We start from the raw sequence: 15,786 nt of genomic DNA, 5'->3' as shown, positions 1-15,786 counted from the left end.
TTTTTGTTGCCTGCGTGGGATCGCCGTCAGCTCTTGACGCGGGTCGTCTCGAAGGACGGAACCTTGGCGGCGAAATCGTCGAGCCAGGCGACGAGATTGGGATGGCCGGAGCGCCATTTGCCCTCCTGGCGCAGGTCGAGATAGCCGAGAGCGCTTGCCAGCGCGATCTCGCCGATGCGCGGGCGCTCGAAAGCGGGCGGCGCCTTTTCGAGCTCGGCGAGGGCGCGGCTGACCTTGCTGGCCTGGTTCGCGACCCAGGCGGCGTTCCGGCCTTCTTCGGGGCGGAAGCGGATTTCGTAGACCTGGAGCAGCGTGGCATCCGCGATGCCGTCGCCGAGCGCCTGCAGGCGCAGCTGCTTGAAGCGCTCTGCGCCGCGCGGGAAGAGCTTTCCGCCGCCGGCGAGATCGTCGAGATATTCGACGATGACGCGTGAATCGAACAGCGTGGTGCCGTCTTCGAGAACCAGCGTCGGGATCTTGCCGAGCGGGTTCTGGCTGCGCAGCACCTCGTTCGGATCGGTGGTGTCGGCTGCGGTGATCTCGATCTTGTCGATCAGGCCGAGCTCATAGGCGGCGATCTTGACCTTGCGGCCGAACGGGGAGGCGGGGGCGGAGCGCAAAACCAGCATCGTCGAAAATCCAAAATGGCTCGGGAGATCAGCCGTCCGGGCGGATCGGCTCGCAACGGTAGCGCGGCTTCGGCCCTTGCGCGAGACGTTCGGTCAGGGCCGGCAGCAGGATCTGCGCTTCCTCGGCCAGTTTCCAGGGCGGATTGACCACCAGCATTCCTGTGGCGGAGAGGCCGCCCGCGGCTTCGGGCCGGTCGACATCGATCTCCAGGCGCAGCAGGCGGCCGATGCCGGCATCCTCGATCGCGCCGATCAGGTCGCTGGCGGCGCGCCTATCCTTTATCGGATACCAGAGCGCGTAGATGCCGGTCGGCCATTTGCGATGGGCGGCGATGAACTCGGCGGTGAGCGTTTCGAACTCGTCCTTCTCCTCGAAGGGCGGGTCGATCAGGATGAGGCCGCGCCGCTCCTTGGGCGGGACATTGCCGCGCAGCGCGTTCCAGCCATCGATCGCCAGCGCCTTGCAGCGCGAATCGCGACCGAGCGCGGCAGCGAGCTTCTTGTAGGTCGGCGGATGCAGCTCGGCGGCGATCAGCCTGTCCTCCGCCCGCATCGCATGACGGCAGAGCCAGGGCGAGCCGGGATAGGTTTCCGGACCTTGGCGCTCGCGCGCGACGGCGACGGCCTCGCGCCACGGCTTCAGCAACTCCTCGACGGCGGGAGCGAGCGGCGAGCGATCGAGGCGCGCCACGCCGTCCTTCCATTCATGGGTGCGCAAGGCTTCCTCGGAGCCGAGATCATAACGCCCGGCGCCGGCATGCGTGTCGACGATGCGATAGGGCGCGTCCTTGACTCCGAGATGGGTCAGGATGCGCATCAGCACGACATGCTTGAGGATGTCGGCGAAGTTCCCGGCGTGGAAGCTGTGCTGGTAGTTCATGCCGCGGTCTTAGAGCATTTTCGCGTTTCTCCGAACCGCGAAAATTCCCTATCTATTTGTGTTCACGCATTTTCTTCACGCGAACCGGTGTCCACTTCGCTCGAAAATGCTTTCGCCGCAGAAGCGCCGCCTGTCAGCGCACCGCCTTCACAGTGATATCCCGCGTGCGGCAGCCGGAGCGGTCGACCTGCTGGCAGGTCTGGAAATTGCGCAGGTCCTTGCTCATGCAGATACGGACCTCCTGCAGCACGCCACGCTTGCAGGCGATCGACATCATGTCAGGGCGCAGGCCTGGATTGGCTGCGGCGAAGGCGCGCTCGAGGTCGAGTGCCGCCCAGGTCTGGTCGCGCTCGCTCTGCTGGAGCGCGGGCGGAATGACGATCTTGTCGCGGGCGCGGCGGACATCGGCGAAGTAGTCGCCGGGGCTCGAGCCGGAGCAGGTGCCGTGCTTGCGCCATTCGTAGCGGGCGAGGCCTTCTGAGGGGAACAGGCCCTTTGTCTGCTCAAGCGCGATGCGCGAGGGCGTGCGGCCGGCCGGGCCGCAATCGCTCGGATAGCCGCGCTCATATTGCGGCCAGAGTCCGTGCACGACGAAGCCGAGATTGGCACCGCTCTCGCATTGCTCGCGCGAGCGTTCGCGGTCACCCTCCAGCTCGCAGAAGCCGGGCGACCAGGACAGCGCGAGCACGTAGAAGTCGAATTCGCCAGGCGTGCCGCCGCGGCCATATTGCCCCTGCGCTTGCGCGCCCGAGGCCATCAGGCCGAGCAGCGCCAGCAGCGAGAGCCAGGCGCGCAGCAGGTTCACTGCCGAGTGTTACCGCTCGGGGCCGGGGCGGGCCATCTGGCAATTGGGCGCGTAGGAGCGCTCGCGATCGAGCCCGGCGACGCACCAGTTGACGTTCCAGGTCATGCCGAACAGGCCGAGATTCTGGCGCACGGAATAATCGACGCGATGCCAACTGCCGTCGTTCAGGGCGATGTGGCCGGTGCAGAAGCGGCGAGGGATGAAATCGGCGCCCCAAGGCCGGAAGCCGATCGGGCGAATATGATCGTAGGCCACCGCCTGGAGCGGACCCCAGAATTTCTGCTCGCGCGAGTTGAACCAGCTCGTGATCTCACCGAGCACGGCCGGATCCTCACAGGCAGGTAGGTTACCGTCCATCGGGATGATGCGGTTCTCGGCGCGATCCTCGATCGGGACCTGGCGGGTGCTGGTATAGCCGGGCGTAAAGCCGGGGACACGCTCATGGCCGTAACTTTGGCCGTAACTTTTGCCATAACGCGTATCGGCGGCACTGGCGGTCACTGCCCCGGCGAGGCAGGCAACCGAGATCAAAACGGTTCGCAGCAGGGCGCGGCGCATGGGACAGGCCTCGTGCAGGCGTGAATCTCAGAATCGCACGATGGCTGGCGGCGCCGGAAGGGTCAAGGCGATTGCATCGATGCGGTAAAACTAGTGTGGGCGTGTGGCTTTCTCGCCCGCTGTCATGCTCGGCCCGGTGCCGAGCATCCACGCCTTGCGACGTCGAACCCTGCTGCTGTCAGGCCAGGGCGTCGATGGTCGGGACAAGCCCGACCATGACGGGAAGGGGCGGCGCCTCGGCTCCGCCCTGCTCTCAGAACGAGGCTTCGAGCATCGCGGCGTAGTCGGCGGCATTGGCCGCGCGCGGGTTGGAAGCCGTGGAATGGTCTTTCACCGCCGCTTCCGAAATCGCGGCGACGACACCCCGCGGCACGCCCATCTCGGTCAGGTTCTTGGGCATGCCGAGGCGGGCGGTGAGGCCGGCGATCCAGACCGCGAGATCGGCATCGGCGGCGAGGCCGAGCGCCTTGCGGATCTCGGCATATTTCGCCTGCGACTCCGGCTCGTTGAAGCGCAGCACGGCCGGCAGGAGCACGGCGTTCAGCGTGCCGTGATGCAGCGAGACCTCCTTGAGACCGCCGAGCGGGTGGGAGAGCGCGTGCACGGCGCCCAGCCCCTTCTGGAAGGTCAGGCCGCCCTGCAAGGCGGCCATCATCATCTCCTTGCGGGCCTCGCGGTCCGAGCCGTCCTTGGTGGCGCGCTCGATATGGGCGACGGCGCGCTTCAGGCCGTCGAGCGCGATGGCCTCGGCCGGCGGGTTGTCGCGCGGGCTGAGATAGGTCTCGATGCAATGGGTGATCGCGTCCATGCCGGTCGCGGCGGTGAGCCAGCCGGGCAGGCCGAGCGTCAGCTCGGGATCGCAGATCGCGAGCTTCGGGATCAGGTAGGGCGAGATGAAGCCGAGCTTGCGGCCATCGTTCAGCGTGATCAGCGCGGCGCGGCCGACCTCGCTGCCGGTGCCGGAGGTGGTCGGCACGGCGATGACCGGCGCGACGGAGGCGGTGACCTTCGGGATGCCGCCGAGGATCGCGGCATAGGTCTCGAGCGGGCCGTCATGGCTGGCGAGCAGGGCGACGCCCTTGGCGAGGTCGATCGGCGAGCCGCCGCCGATGGCGACGAGCCCGTCGCAGCCATTCTGCTTGTAGAGGGCGAGCGCCTCGAGCACGGCGGCCTCGGTCGGGTTGGTCGGAGTGGCGTCGAAGATCGGGGCGGAGGCGAGCGTCGCAGCCTGCTTCTGCACGCCGGCGACGAGGCCGATAGCGACGACGCCCTTGTCGGCGACGATCAGGGGCTTCTTGATGCCATAGGTCGCGAGATCGGCCTCGATGCCGGCGATCTCGCCGAAGCCGAACTTGATCGTGGTGAGGTAATTGATCAGGGCCATGGTGCGTCCTCGTGCAGGTGGCCATGTCCTGGCGCGCGCCCGCGGACCATCCACGCACGCATCCGTATCTGGCCTTACCGGTAAGGCCACGAATTGACATGCGGGCCGGGAGCGGTCAACTGCGTAGGGCGCGGGGCCGGAGGTCGATGGATGCGGATCGAGAAGGACAGGCGTCCGATGGCGGATCAGCTGGTCCAGCAGATCCGTCGGCTGCTGGTCGAGGAGGGCATGAAGCCCGGCGACCAGGTGCCGCCGCAGCGTGAGCTGGCGCAGCGGCTCGGCGCCAGCCGGCCGACCATCCGCGAGGCCGTGCTGCAGCTGGAGGGCATGGGCGTCATCCGGGTCGAGCCGGCGCGCGGCACCTTCATCACCGAGGCCTTCTCGCAGCCCGAGGCCGATTTCAGCGAATGGAAATTCGCGCAGCGCTTCTCGCAGGTGGAGATCTATCAACTGCGCTTCTCGCTGGAGGGGCTGACGGTGCAGCTTGCCGCGCGCAACGCCTCGCATGACGATCTTGCCCGGCTCGACGAGCTCAATACGCAGATGCACCGCGCCATCGTCGAGGAGCGCTATCGCGAGGCGATGGAGCGCGATTTCGAGCTGCACCTGACCATTGCGGAGATCGCCGGCAACCGGGCGGTGCGCGATATCCTGGCGCTCTACCGGCCTGTGATCACCGAGACGCAGCGCCCCCCGGTGGCAGAGCCCGAGCGGTTGAACGAGGCCTTCCAGGAGCATGGGGCGATCATCCGCGCGCTTGGCCGCCGCGACGGCGTGACGGCGGCGGTGGCGATGCGCCATCATATCGTGCAGTCGACCGACCGGATGAAGGTGCCGTTCGTCGCAGGCTAGACCATCGGACCGGATATCGTATCCGGTGCGATGATCCAGCTTCTTGTTTTCGCATCGGCTTTTCCGAAAGCCGCGATCCACTTTTCGGGCCGATGCGCTTAGGACGTCATTGCGAGGAGCGGAGCGACGACGCAATCCAGGGGGCGTAGAGCGCTGCCGCCCCTGGATTGCTTCGCTGCGCTCGCAAGGACGGATTGGTGGTCTCTCAGACCGAAAATCAGATCTCTTCCGGCTGCAGCAGCACGTCGCTCAGCTTGGCGCTCCGCCGCTCCAGCAGCAGGAGCGCAAGCCCGGCGGCGACGATCAGCCCGGCGCCGATCAGCATGGCCGGCGTCGGCCAGTCGCCGAAGATGAACCAGCCAAAGACGAGGGCCCAGACGATCAGGGTGTACTGATAGGGCACGACGACCGAGGCCTCGGCCAGCTTGAGCGAGCGTGTCACGCAGAGATGCGCGACCATGGCGACGATGCCGAGCAGGCCGAGCAGCGCGGTGTCGGTCAGGCTCGGCGTCACCCAGCCAAAAGGCAGCAGGATCAGCCCCATGATGAAGGCTCCCAGCGTTTGCCAGGCGACCAAAGTCACGTCGGGCGTGCCGCGCAATTGGCGGCCGGTGATCATCATGATGGCGAAGGAGACGCTGCCGACGAGCGCGATGATCGCCGGCAGGGAGAGGCTCTGGCCGGAGGGGTTGAGCGCGACCGCAACACCGATGAAGCCGACGACGACCGCGAGCCAGCGCCCGGCATCGACCTTCTCGCCGAGCAGGAGCGCGGCCAGCACCACGGCCCAGACCGGGGCGGCCAGCCAGAGCGTCATCGTATCGGCCAGCGGCAGGTAGGACACCGCCCAGTAGAACAGCGCGACCTCGCAGGAGCCGAGCGCGACGCGCATGACCTGCAGCCCCGGCCGCTCCGGCCGCAAGGTGCGACCGATGCCCTGCCGCACCACGAAGGGCGCGATCACGGCAAGGGCCGCGATGCTGCGCAAGACCAGGACCTGGCCGACCGTATAGGTCGCGACCAGCCATTTCCCCATCACGTCGTTGATCGAGAACAGCAGGATGCCGAGCAGCATCATGGCGATGCCGAGGAGCGTGGCGTGGCGTGCGGGCATGACCGATCGAAATCAGGTGTGAAACTGGGAAGGCAGAGTGCCCGTCTGACGTGCCGCGGCGTAGGATGCAACCCCGCTGCGCAAACGAGCGGCATGCGCCGCGCGCGAGTGATTATTTAATGATTGACTTAATTAAGTGAGGGGCTAATTTTCTACATGGACCGTTTCGTCGCCCTGGCCGACCCGACCCGCCGCCGCATCATCGAGATGCTGGGGGAAGGCGCGTTGGCGGCTGGCGAGATTACGGCGCGTTTCAGCGTCAGTGCGCCGGCTATCTCGCAGCACCTCAAGGTGCTGAAGGAGGCCGGGCTGGTCCGGGTCGAGGTCAGCGGCCAACGTCGCATCTATCGGCTCGACCCCGACGGGTTGGAGGCCTTCGACGCCTGGGTCCGCAAGGTGCGCGGCTATTGGGGCTCCCGACTCGACGTGCTCGAGCAGGAACTGACGAAAGCGGACGAACAGGGAGAGTAGGCATGAATGAGTATGGCGTCGTGCTGGAAAGTGGCGCGATCCGGTTCGAGCGGCTGCTGCCGGCACCGGTCGAGCGGGTCTGGACCTATCTGACCGACTCGGAGAAGCGCGGCACCTGGCTCGCCTCCGGCGTCTTCGACCTGCGTCTCGGCGGCGAGACCAATCTGCTGTTCAAGCATTCGCAGATCACACCGGAGGAGCCACCCGAAAAATATCGCGACATGAACGAGAACGGCTTCCTGTCAAAAGGCGCGATCACGCGCTACGAGCCGCCGCATGTGCTCGCCTTCACCTGGCATGGCGGCGACAACCCGTCCTCGGAGGTCACGTTCGAGCTCAGCCCGAAGGATGGCAAGACCCTGCTTGTGCTGACGCATCGCAAGCTCGCCGCCACGGATATGAGCAATGTCGCCGGTGGATGGCATGTGCATCTCGGCCTGCTGGAGGACCAGCTCGAAGGCAATCCGCCACGTGGATTCTGGTCCCGCATCGATGCGCTGGAGGCCGAATACACGGCACGCATGGCCAACACCGAAGGGCAGGGCTGAGTGATGGTCGCGAGCGTTCAGACCTTCCTGATGTTCGAGGGCAAGGCGGAGGAGGCACTCAGTCTCTACGTCTCGCTCATCCCCAATAGCGAGATCATCAGCATCAATCGCCATGGTGCCGAGGGGCCCGGTCCCGAGGGCTCGGTGATAACGATGACCGCGACGATCGGCGGGCAGAGCGTCATGGCGAGCGACAGCTTCGTGAAGCACGCCTTCACCTTCACCCCGTCGATGTCGCTGTTCGTGACCTGCGAATCGAACGAGGAGCTGGAGCGGCTGAGCGCGGCCCTGCGCGAGGGCGGCTCGGTGCTGATGCCGCTCGACAATTACGGCTTCAGCCGCCGCTTCACCTGGGTGAGCGACCGCTTCGGCGTGTCCTGGCAGCTGAATCTGCCGTGACACTGGACGGCAAAGCCGTCATTGCGAGGAGCGTAGCGACGAAGCAGTCCAGGGGATGTAGGTCGAGCCCTGGGCTTGCCGAAGGCAAGGCCCCGATGCTCGCAAAGGATGGTGTCGTGCTACAAGCTCGCCGCCGCCCTTGCCGCCTGGTCGTACTGGCCCGAGAGCGAGCGGATCGCGGCTGCGATCTCCGAGAGGCGCTGCGGATCGATGCTGGTCGCCAGCACTGACTTGACCAGGAGCTGCTCGCGCACCTGCGCATAGCGCCGGCACGCATCCTCTCCTCCTTGCGTCACCGCGACGGTCTTCTCCTTGCCCTTGCGGCCGCTCTTGATCAGCTTCAGCCGCTCCAGCTTCTTCAGAGAGTAGTTCACGATATGCGTGTCCTCGATATTGAGGACGAGGCAGATATCGGCCAGCCGCTTGGCCTTGCCGCGATGATTGACATTGTGCAGCACGAGCACGTCCATCGGGGTCAGGTCCGGCACGCCGGCTGCCGCCATGCAGCGCAGCATCCAGCGATGGAAGGCGTGCACGTTCATGGTGAGCGCGAATTCGAATTCCGACAGCGCCGGCATCGCGCCCGAGGCGAGATGGCCGGAGGAGACGATCGGCCCGAGCAGCGTCTCCGTGAGCTTGGCGTCGGGGCTGGGATCAGGCCCGGGCATCGCGCGTCCTTCCTTGCGTGATCAGGCCGACCAGCGGCCAGAGGTCATAAGCCGGGCAACCGGCCGCCGCCGCGATCGCATCGCGATGCGGCGAGAGATTGGTGCATTCGAGGACAATCGCGCCGATTTCGGCATGCGCCGCGACGAGCGCCTTCGCGGTGGCGACAGCCTCGGCCTCGCGCAGGGCAAAGCCGTCCTCGCCCGGCTGCTCGAAGATGGCGCGTTGGAAGGCGCCACCTTCGGGCAGGCCGATTACGGGCGTGTCGGTTGCGGCGCCTGCTGCTGTCAGGTGTGCGGGCGACAGGCTCGCGGCCGAGAAGGTCAGCACGCCCACCCGTTTGCCGGCGGGCAGCATCTGCCCGAGAGTCGGGATGAGCAGCAGTGCGCTCGTCGCGACGGGGACCGGCAGCTTCGCCGCCAGTGCTTCCTGATAGGCGATCAGGAAGCCGCAGGACGTGGTGAGCGCGGTGGCGCCGCGCTCGATCAGTCGATGGCCGGCAGCGACGAAGGGGGCGAGGAAGCCGTCATCGGCAATGCCGACGATGCGCCCGGCCGTCGCCTGCGGCACGCGTTCGAAGATCACCGGGCCTGAAAAGCTTTCCGGCGCTCCGATATCGCCGGGAAAACGCCGGAAGCCGGTATCGAGCATCAGCACGCCGAGGGTCATGGGGCCTTGCTCGCAGCGAGCAGCCGCGCCGCCGCGAGGCGACGGCGCGGCCACGGACTCACATCTTCTTGTAGGCGTCGACCACGGCCTGGCCGTCGGCGCCGGCCTTCTTCAGCCAGTCGGTGGTCAGGGTATCGCCGGCCTTCTTGAAGCCGGCGGCGAGCTCGGTGCTCGGGGGCTGGATCTTCATGCCCTTCGCCTTGAGCTGGTCGAGATACCAGTTGGTCTTGTCCTCCCAGGCCTTCCAGCCGCGGGCTTCGGCGGTGGCGGCGGCCTTGAGCACGGCCTCCTGCGTCGCCTTGTCGAGGCCTTCGAAGGCAGCCTTGTTGACGAATGTCGCGTCCTTCGGAATCCAGGCCTGGACGTCGTAGAAATGCGTCAGCGATTCCCAGACCTTCGAATCATAGCCGGTGCCGCCCGAGGACATGAAGGAGTTGACGACGCCGGTCGCCAGCGCCTGCGGCAACTCCGCCGCCTGGATTGTGACCGACTGCATGCCGAGCAGCTCACCGAGGCGGGCCGTGCCGACATTGTAGGAGCGCCATTTCAGGCCCTTCATGTCGTCGATCGTATTGAGGTCCTTCTTGGCGTAGACGCCCTGCGGCGCCCAGGGAACCATGAACAGCAGCTTGATGCCCTGGCTGTCGAGCTTCTTCTCCACCGCCGCCTTCGAGGCCTTGTAGAGCTTCATCGAGTCGGCGAAGGATGTGGCGAGGAAGGGCACGACGTCGATGCCGAAGATCGGATCCTCATTCTCGTGGATCGACATCAGCACCTCGCCCATCTGGGCCTGGCCGGTCTGGACGGCGCGCTTGATCTCCGGCGCCTTGAACAGCGCGGCATTGGCATGGACCGTGATCGTGAGCTTGCCGCCGGTCGCGGCCTCGACATCCTTGGCGAAGGCGACGAGATTCTCGGTGTGCGGATTGTCGGACGGATAGGCGTTGGGCAGGTTCCACTTGGCCTGGGCCGAAGCCGCGGTCGTGCCGAGCGCGAGCGAGCCGGCCGCAACGCCCGCCAGAAGCAGGCCCTTGATGAAATCGATACGCTTCATTTGGTTCTCTCCATTCCCCTGTTGTCGTTGACGCTGCATCATCCCGGAAACGCCAGTTGCGGCAGGATCATCACGATCTGCGGGAAGATCGTAATGATCGCCACGGCCGCGACCAGTAGAAAAAAGAAGGGCAGGGCGGCGAGCGCCACCGTGTTCGAATCCTTGCCCGACATGGTCTGAAGCACGAAAAGGTTGAAGCCGACCGGCGGCGAGACCTCGGCCATCTCGACGATCAGCACCAGGAAGATGCCGAACCAGACCAGGTCGAAGCCGGCGGCCTTGATCATCGGAATGACGATCGAGGTGGTCAGCACGATCATCGAGATGCCGTCGAGCGCGGTGCCGAGGACGATATACATCACGGTCAGCGCCGCGATCAGCGCGTAGGGCGAGAGATGCAGGCTGTCGACCCAGGCGGCGAGCGCGGCCGGGATGCCGGTATAGGCCATCGAGGTCGACATGAAGGAGGCGCCGGCCAGGATCAGCATGATCATGCAGGTGATGCGCGTCGTGCCCATCACGCTCGCCCAGAAGGCCTCGCGCGTCAGCGTGCCCGACCACCAGGCGATGCCGAAGGAGCCGAGCACGCCCCAGGCGGCGCATTCCGTCGCCGTCGCCCAGCCGAGCAGCAGCGAGAGGAAGACGAGCGCGATCAGCAGCATGCAGGGAATCAGGTTGGCCGACTCCTTGAGCTTCTCGCGCAGCGGCATCTTGGGCTCGCGCGGCGGGGCCTTGTCCGGGTTCAGCAGGTGCCAGACGATGATGTAGCCCGAATAGAGCGCCATCACGAGCAGGCCGGGCAGGAAGCCGGCGAGGAAGACCTGGATGATCGAGACATTGGCCGCCACCGCATAGACCACCATGGTGATCGAGGGCGGGATCAGGATGCCGAGCGTGCCGGCGCCGGCGAGCGAGCCGAGGCTGACCGTCTCGTCGTAGCCACGCTTCTTGAGCTCGGGCAGGGCGATCTTGGCGACGGTGGCGCAGGTTGCCGCCGAGGAGCCGGAGACCGAGCCGAAGATGCCGCAGGCGAGCACGTTGACATGCATGAGGCGACCCGGAAGCCAGTTCAGCCAGGGCGCGAGGCCGCGGAACATCTCCTCGGAGAGCCTGGTGCGGTAGAGGATCTCGCCCATCCAGATGAAGAGCGGCAGTGCGGCCAGCGTCCAGGAGGCGCTGTTGCCCCAGATCGTGGTGGCGAGCACCGAGCCGGCCGGAATGCCGCCGGCGACGAACTGCATCGCGACCCAGCCGCAGGCCATCAGCGAAATGGCGATCCAGACGCCGCCAGCGAGGAAGATGGCGAGCAGGCCGAGCAGCAGCGCCGAGATTTCGATCATCGCCATGGATCAGACTCCGCTCGCCATGGCGCGCTCGACGATTTCCTCGTCGGATTGGGCAGGCGGCTTCTCGTAGCGCGGTTCCTGGCGGCGGATCACGACATGGACGAATTCGTCGAGGAAGGCGATGAACAGGATGATCAAGCCGCCGGAATAGCCGAGCTGCGGGATCCAGAGTGGTATCGGCACGACACCGCCGGCGACGTCGTTGAACTGCCAGCTCTGCCAGGTCATCACCGCGGCGTGCCAGGCGAAGAAGCCGACGAAGCCCAAGCCCAGCACCAGCGAGAACACCTCGAAGCACCAGCGGGTGCGGCCCTTGAAACGGTCGATCAACAGGCCGACCCGGATCATGTCGCCGGATTTGAAGGTATGGGCGAGGCCGAGAAAGGCCATCGCCGCCATGCTCCAGGAGGCGAAATCATCGCCGGCGGGAATGTTGATGCCGATCTCGCGGCCGATCGAAAGCCCCATCATCAGGATGAAGATGACGACGAGGAAGAAGCCGGCGGCATATCCGGCGAAGAGATAGAGCTTGTCGAGGATGGTGCGGATCATGCCGCGCTCCGTGAGGTTGCGGCAGTGCCGGTGCGACGATGGGATACAGGAAATGAGCGCATGCCGACGCTTCGCGCGGTTGCGATTGACCCTGCCATCATATCCTCCCACGATCGGCCCGGCCCCTCAGCCATGTCCCGATCTCGAAACCAATCGTAGACGGCGAAATTACCTTGTCAACTTTTCATCGACGATTTATCGATGAATTATCAGCTCAATTGATGCATCACGCTGAGGAGAGTGACATGGCGAGCCGTTGGGATTTCTGGATCGACCGCGGCGGCACCTTCACCGACGTGATCGGCCGCGACCTGACAGGCAAACTTCACGCCAGGAAGCTGCTCTCGGAGAATCCGGGCGCCTATCGCGACGCCGCGGTGCAGGGCATCCGTGATCATCTCGGCCTGAAGGCCGGCGAGCCGATCCCAGCCGGGCTGGTCGGCGAGGTGCGCATGGGCACGACGGTCGCGACCAACGCGCTGCTGGAGCGCAAGGGCGACCGCACGCTGCTGGTCACGACCAAGGGTTTCCGGGACGCGCTGCGCATCGGCTACCAGGCGCGGCCGAACATTTTTGCCAAGGAGATCATCAAGCCGGAGCAGCTCTACACGGCCGTGGTCGAGGTGGAGGAGCGCACGCTTGCCGACGGCACGATCGAGCAGGCGCCCGACGAGTCGGCGATCCGTGCCGCGCTGCAGGCCGAGTACGATGACGGTTTTCGCGCCGTCGCCATCGCCTTCATGCACGCCTATCGCTATCCGGCGCATGAGCAGGTCGCGGCCAGGATCGCCCGCGAGATCGGCTTTCCGCAAGTCTCGGTCAGCCATGAGGTCTCGCCGCTGATCAAGCTGGTCGGGCGTGGCGACACGACCGTGGTCGACGCCTATCTCTCGCCGATCCTCGGCCGCTATGTCGCGCAGGTCTCGGAGGAGCTCGACATTGCCCGCACCGGCGCGCGGCTGATGTTCATGATGTCGTCGGGCGGGCTCACCGCGGCCGAGCTGTTCCAGGGCAAGGACGCGATCCTCTCCGGCCCGGCCGGCGGCGTCGTCGGCCTCGCCGAGACCGGCCGCTCGGCCGGATTCGACAAGGTGATCGGCTTCGACATGGGCGGCACGTCGACCGACGTCGCCCATTTCGACGGTGAGTATGAGCGGGCCTTCGAGACCGAGGTCGCCGGCGTACGCATGCGCGCGCCGATGATGCTGATCCATACGGTCGCGGCCGGCGGCGGCTCGATCCTGCATTTCGACGGCGCGCGATTCCGCGTCGGCCCGGATTCGGCCGGTGCCAATCCTGGTCCTGCCGCCTATCGCCGCGGCGGGCCGTTGGCGGTGACCGACGCCAATGTCATGGTCGGCAAGCTGATCCCGTCCTACTTCCCGGCTATCTTCGGCGCGGGCCAGGACCAGCCGCTCGATGTCGAGACGGTCAAGGCGAAGTTCGCGGCATTGGCTGCCGAGGTCGGGGACGGGCGCTCGCCCGAGGAGGTCGCCGACGGCTTCATCCAGATCGCGGTCGCCAACATGGCCGAGGCGATCAAGAAGATCTCGGTGCAGCGTGGCTACGACATTACCCGCTATGCGCTGAACTCCTTCGGCGGCGCCGGCGGCCAGCATGCCTGCCTCGTGGCCGATGCGCTCGGCATCAAGACGGTGCTGCTGCACCCGTTCTCCGGCCTGCTCTCGGCCTATGGCATGGGCCTCGCCGAAATCCGCGCGACGCGCACCGCAGCGCTCGACGTGCCGCTCGACGGCGAGGCAAAGGCCGCGATCGCGGCGGTCGGCGACAGGCTGGGTGCCGAGACCAGGGCCGAGGTCGCCGGGCAGGGCGTGCCGGAAGGCGACATCGCCATCCATGTGCGCGCCCATATCCGCTATGCCGGCACCGATACCGCCATCGCCATCCCGTTCGGCAACCGGGCCGAGATGGTCGAAGCCTTCCAGGTCGCCCACAAGGCGCGCTTCGGCTTCATGGACGAGACCAAGGCGCTGGTCGTCGAAGCTGTCGAGGTCGAGGCCGTCGGCGGCGGCGCCAAGTTCGAGGAGGAGAGCGAGGCGGAGCTCGCCGGCGCGCCCGGGATCGCCGAGCGCACCCGCTTCTTCGCCAAGGGCGAATGGCACGAGGCGGCGATCGTCCGCCGCGAGGCGATGTCGTCAGGCCAGGGCATTGCCGGCCCGGCCATCATCATCGAGGCCAACCAGACCGTCGTGGTCGAGGAGGGCTGGACCGCCAAGCTCACCGGCAAGGACCATCTCGTCCTCGTCCGCACCAAGGCGCTGGTGCAGAACGCTGCGATCGGCACCAGGGCCGATCCGGTCATGCTCGAGATCTTCAACAACCTGTTCATGTCGATCGCCGAGCAAATGGGCGTGACGCTGCAGAACACCGCCTATTCGGTGAACATCAAGGAGCGGCTCGACTTCTCCTGCGCCGTCTTCGACCAGACCGGCGCGCTCGTCGCCAATGCGCCGCATATGCCGGTGCATCTGGGCTCGATGGATCGCTCGGTCGAGACGGTGATCGCCAACAACCCGGTCATCCGCCCGGGCGACGTCTACTGCCTGAATGCACCCTATAATGGCGGCACGCATCTGCCGGACATCACGATCTGCACGCCGGTCTTCGACGAGGCGGAGAAGGAGATCCTGTTCTGGGTGGCGAGCCGTGGCCACCATGCCGATGTCGGCGGCACGGCGCCGGGCTCGATGTCGCCGCTGGCGACGGTCATCGAAGAAGAGGGCGTCTATATCGACAATTTCAAGATCGTCGATCAGGGCCGCTTCTGCGAGGAGGAACTGCTCGCGCTGCTGACCGGGGCGCGCTATCCGGTGCGCAACGTCGTGCAGAACGTCAACGACCTCAAGGCGCAGATCGCCGCCAACGAGAAGGGCGTGGCGGAACTGCGGAAGATGATCCGCTCCTTCGGCCTCGATGTCGTGCAGGCCTATATGGGCCATGTCCAGGACAACGCGGCGGAAAGCGTCGCGCGGCTGCTGGCCAAGCTGCACGATTGCGAATTCACCTATCCGATGGATCAGGGCTGCGCGATCAAGGTGAAGATCACGGTCGACCGCGAGAAGCGCGAGGCAACCGTCGATTTCACCGGCACCTCGCCGCAGCGCGAGGACAATTTCAACGCACCGGCGCCCGTTACCCGTGCGGCCGTGCTCTATGTCTTCCGCGTCATGGTCGACGATGCGATCCCGATGAATGCGGGTTGCCTCAGGCCGATCAAGGTTATCGTGCCGGAGGGCTCGATGCTGGCGCCGCGTTATCCGGCCGCCGTCGTGGCAGGGAATGTCGAGGTCTCACAGGCTGTGACCAATACGCTGTTCGGCGCGCTGCAGGCGATGTCCTGCTCGCAGGGCACGATGAACAACCTGACCTTCGGCAACGACCAGTATCAGTATTACGAGACGATCTGCTCGGGCTCGCCGGCCGGACCGGGCTTCAACGGCACCTCGGGCGTGCATGTCCACATGACCAATTCGCGCCTGACCGATCCCGAGATCCTGGAGACGCGCTTCCCGGTCGCGCTCGAGGATTTCCACATCCGAGCCGGTTCGGGTGGCAAGGGCAAGTGGAATGCCGGCGATGGCACCAGCCGCACCATCCGCTTCCTCAAGGCGATGGACTGCGCGATCCTCGCCTCGCATCGCAAGGTCCGGCCGTTCGGCGCGGGTGGCGGCGAGCCCGGCCTCGTCGGCAAGACGACGGTGCGCCGACTTTCCGGCGAGATCGAAGAGCTGAAGCCGAGCGACCAGACCTTCCTGGAGGTTGGCGAGGCGGTCACGGTGCTGACGCCGACCGCGGGCGGCTACGGCAAGCCGGAGTGAGCGGGGCAGGCTGGACCATC

Annotated in this window: 16 protein-coding genes; 5 read left to right on the top strand and 11 right to left on the bottom strand. The window is 66.1% G+C overall.

The window, feature by feature from the left end; translation table 11 throughout:
• Window positions 1-26: 26 nt before the first annotated feature.
• From EV560_RS01275 to EV560_RS01255, 5 genes are all read right to left on the bottom strand, one after another.
• On the bottom strand, window positions 27-629 hold the full coding sequence (locus tag EV560_RS01275; RefSeq protein ID WP_131853234.1) for a glutathione S-transferase family protein: 603 nt from the start codon (window positions 627-629) through the stop codon (window positions 27-29).
• Window positions 630-657: 28 nt separating this feature from the next.
• Window positions 658-1,509, bottom strand: coding sequence for a 23S rRNA (adenine(2030)-N(6))-methyltransferase RlmJ (locus EV560_RS01270; protein WP_131853232.1), 852 nt, complete (start codon window positions 1,507-1,509; stop codon window positions 658-660).
• Window positions 1,510-1,642: 133 nt separating this feature from the next.
• Window positions 1,643-2,266, bottom strand: coding sequence for a ribonuclease T2 family protein (locus EV560_RS01265; protein WP_131854680.1), 624 nt, complete (start codon window positions 2,264-2,266; stop codon window positions 1,643-1,645).
• 57 nt (window positions 2,267-2,323) lie between these two features.
• The gene (locus EV560_RS01260) at window positions 2,324-2,872 is read right to left on the bottom strand and encodes a hypothetical protein (RefSeq protein ID WP_131853230.1); all 549 of its coding nucleotides are present in this window, start codon (window positions 2,870-2,872) and stop codon (window positions 2,324-2,326) included.
• 253 nt (window positions 2,873-3,125) lie between these two features.
• Window positions 3,126-4,256 (bottom strand): iron-containing alcohol dehydrogenase, encoded by a 1,131-nt coding sequence (locus EV560_RS01255; RefSeq protein ID WP_131853228.1) that lies wholly within the window; start codon window positions 4,254-4,256, stop codon window positions 3,126-3,128.
• 177 nt (window positions 4,257-4,433) lie between these two features.
• On the opposite strand from EV560_RS01255, the gene EV560_RS01250 reads away from it, so the two are divergent.
• Window positions 4,434-5,108, top strand: coding sequence for a FadR/GntR family transcriptional regulator (locus tag EV560_RS01250; protein ID WP_165923264.1), 675 nt, complete (start codon window positions 4,434-4,436; stop codon window positions 5,106-5,108).
• 217 nt (window positions 5,109-5,325) lie between these two features.
• On the opposite strand, the gene EV560_RS01245 is transcribed toward EV560_RS01250, so the two are convergent.
• On the bottom strand, window positions 5,326-6,222 hold the full coding sequence (locus EV560_RS01245) for a DMT family transporter (protein ID WP_131853224.1): 897 nt from the start codon (window positions 6,220-6,222) through the stop codon (window positions 5,326-5,328).
• Between the two features lie 156 nt (window positions 6,223-6,378).
• Between EV560_RS01245 and EV560_RS01240 the strand changes: the two genes are divergently transcribed.
• The 3 genes from EV560_RS01240 to EV560_RS01230 are packed head-to-tail and all read left to right on the top strand — an operon-like array spanning window position 6,379 to window position 7,640.
• Window positions 6,379-6,693 (top strand): ArsR/SmtB family transcription factor, encoded by a 315-nt coding sequence (locus tag EV560_RS01240; RefSeq protein ID WP_131853222.1) that lies wholly within the window; start codon window positions 6,379-6,381, stop codon window positions 6,691-6,693.
• A gap of 2 nt (window positions 6,694-6,695) precedes the next feature.
• Entirely contained in the window at window positions 6,696-7,241 is a 546-nt protein-coding gene (locus EV560_RS01235) for an SRPBCC family protein (protein ID WP_131853220.1), read from the top strand.
• Window positions 7,242-7,244: 3 nt separating this feature from the next.
• Window positions 7,245-7,640, top strand: coding sequence for a VOC family protein (locus EV560_RS01230; protein ID WP_131853218.1), 396 nt, complete (start codon window positions 7,245-7,247; stop codon window positions 7,638-7,640).
• 119 nt (window positions 7,641-7,759) lie between these two features.
• On the opposite strand, the gene EV560_RS01225 is transcribed toward EV560_RS01230, so the two are convergent.
• From EV560_RS01225 to EV560_RS01205, 5 genes are read right to left on the bottom strand one after another with little or no spacing between them, the layout of a single operon-like run.
• On the bottom strand, window positions 7,760-8,308 hold the full coding sequence (locus EV560_RS01225) for a winged helix DNA-binding protein (RefSeq protein WP_131853216.1): 549 nt from the start codon (window positions 8,306-8,308) through the stop codon (window positions 7,760-7,762).
• The gene (locus EV560_RS01220; protein ID WP_131853214.1) at window positions 8,295-8,975 is read right to left on the bottom strand and encodes an aspartate/glutamate racemase family protein; all 681 of its coding nucleotides are present in this window, start codon (window positions 8,973-8,975) and stop codon (window positions 8,295-8,297) included. Before EV560_RS01220 ends, EV560_RS01225 begins: the two co-directional genes overlap by 14 nt.
• A gap of 58 nt (window positions 8,976-9,033) precedes the next feature.
• Entirely contained in the window at window positions 9,034-10,029 is a 996-nt protein-coding gene (locus EV560_RS01215; protein ID WP_131853212.1) for a TRAP transporter substrate-binding protein, read from the bottom strand.
• A 38-nt stretch (window positions 10,030-10,067) separates the two neighbouring features.
• Window positions 10,068-11,375, bottom strand: coding sequence for a TRAP transporter large permease (locus EV560_RS01210; protein ID WP_131853210.1), 1,308 nt, complete (start codon window positions 11,373-11,375; stop codon window positions 10,068-10,070).
• A 3-nt stretch (window positions 11,376-11,378) separates the two neighbouring features.
• A complete protein-coding gene (locus EV560_RS01205) occupies window positions 11,379-11,927 on the bottom strand; it encodes a TRAP transporter small permease (protein WP_131853208.1) in 549 nt (182 codons plus the stop codon).
• Between the two features lie 245 nt (window positions 11,928-12,172).
• Between EV560_RS01205 and EV560_RS01200 the strand changes: the two genes are divergently transcribed.
• A complete protein-coding gene (locus EV560_RS01200; protein ID WP_131853206.1) occupies window positions 12,173-15,766 on the top strand; it encodes a hydantoinase B/oxoprolinase family protein in 3,594 nt (1,197 codons plus the stop codon).
• Window positions 15,767-15,786 lie beyond the last annotated feature (20 nt).

Source organism: Allobosea sp. BK604, from assembly GCF_004341515.1.
Lineage (GTDB): Bacteria > Pseudomonadota > Alphaproteobacteria > Rhizobiales > Beijerinckiaceae > Allobosea.
The sequence above is the reverse complement of the archived record's forward strand: the minus strand, read 5'-3'. Positions and strand labels throughout refer to the sequence as shown.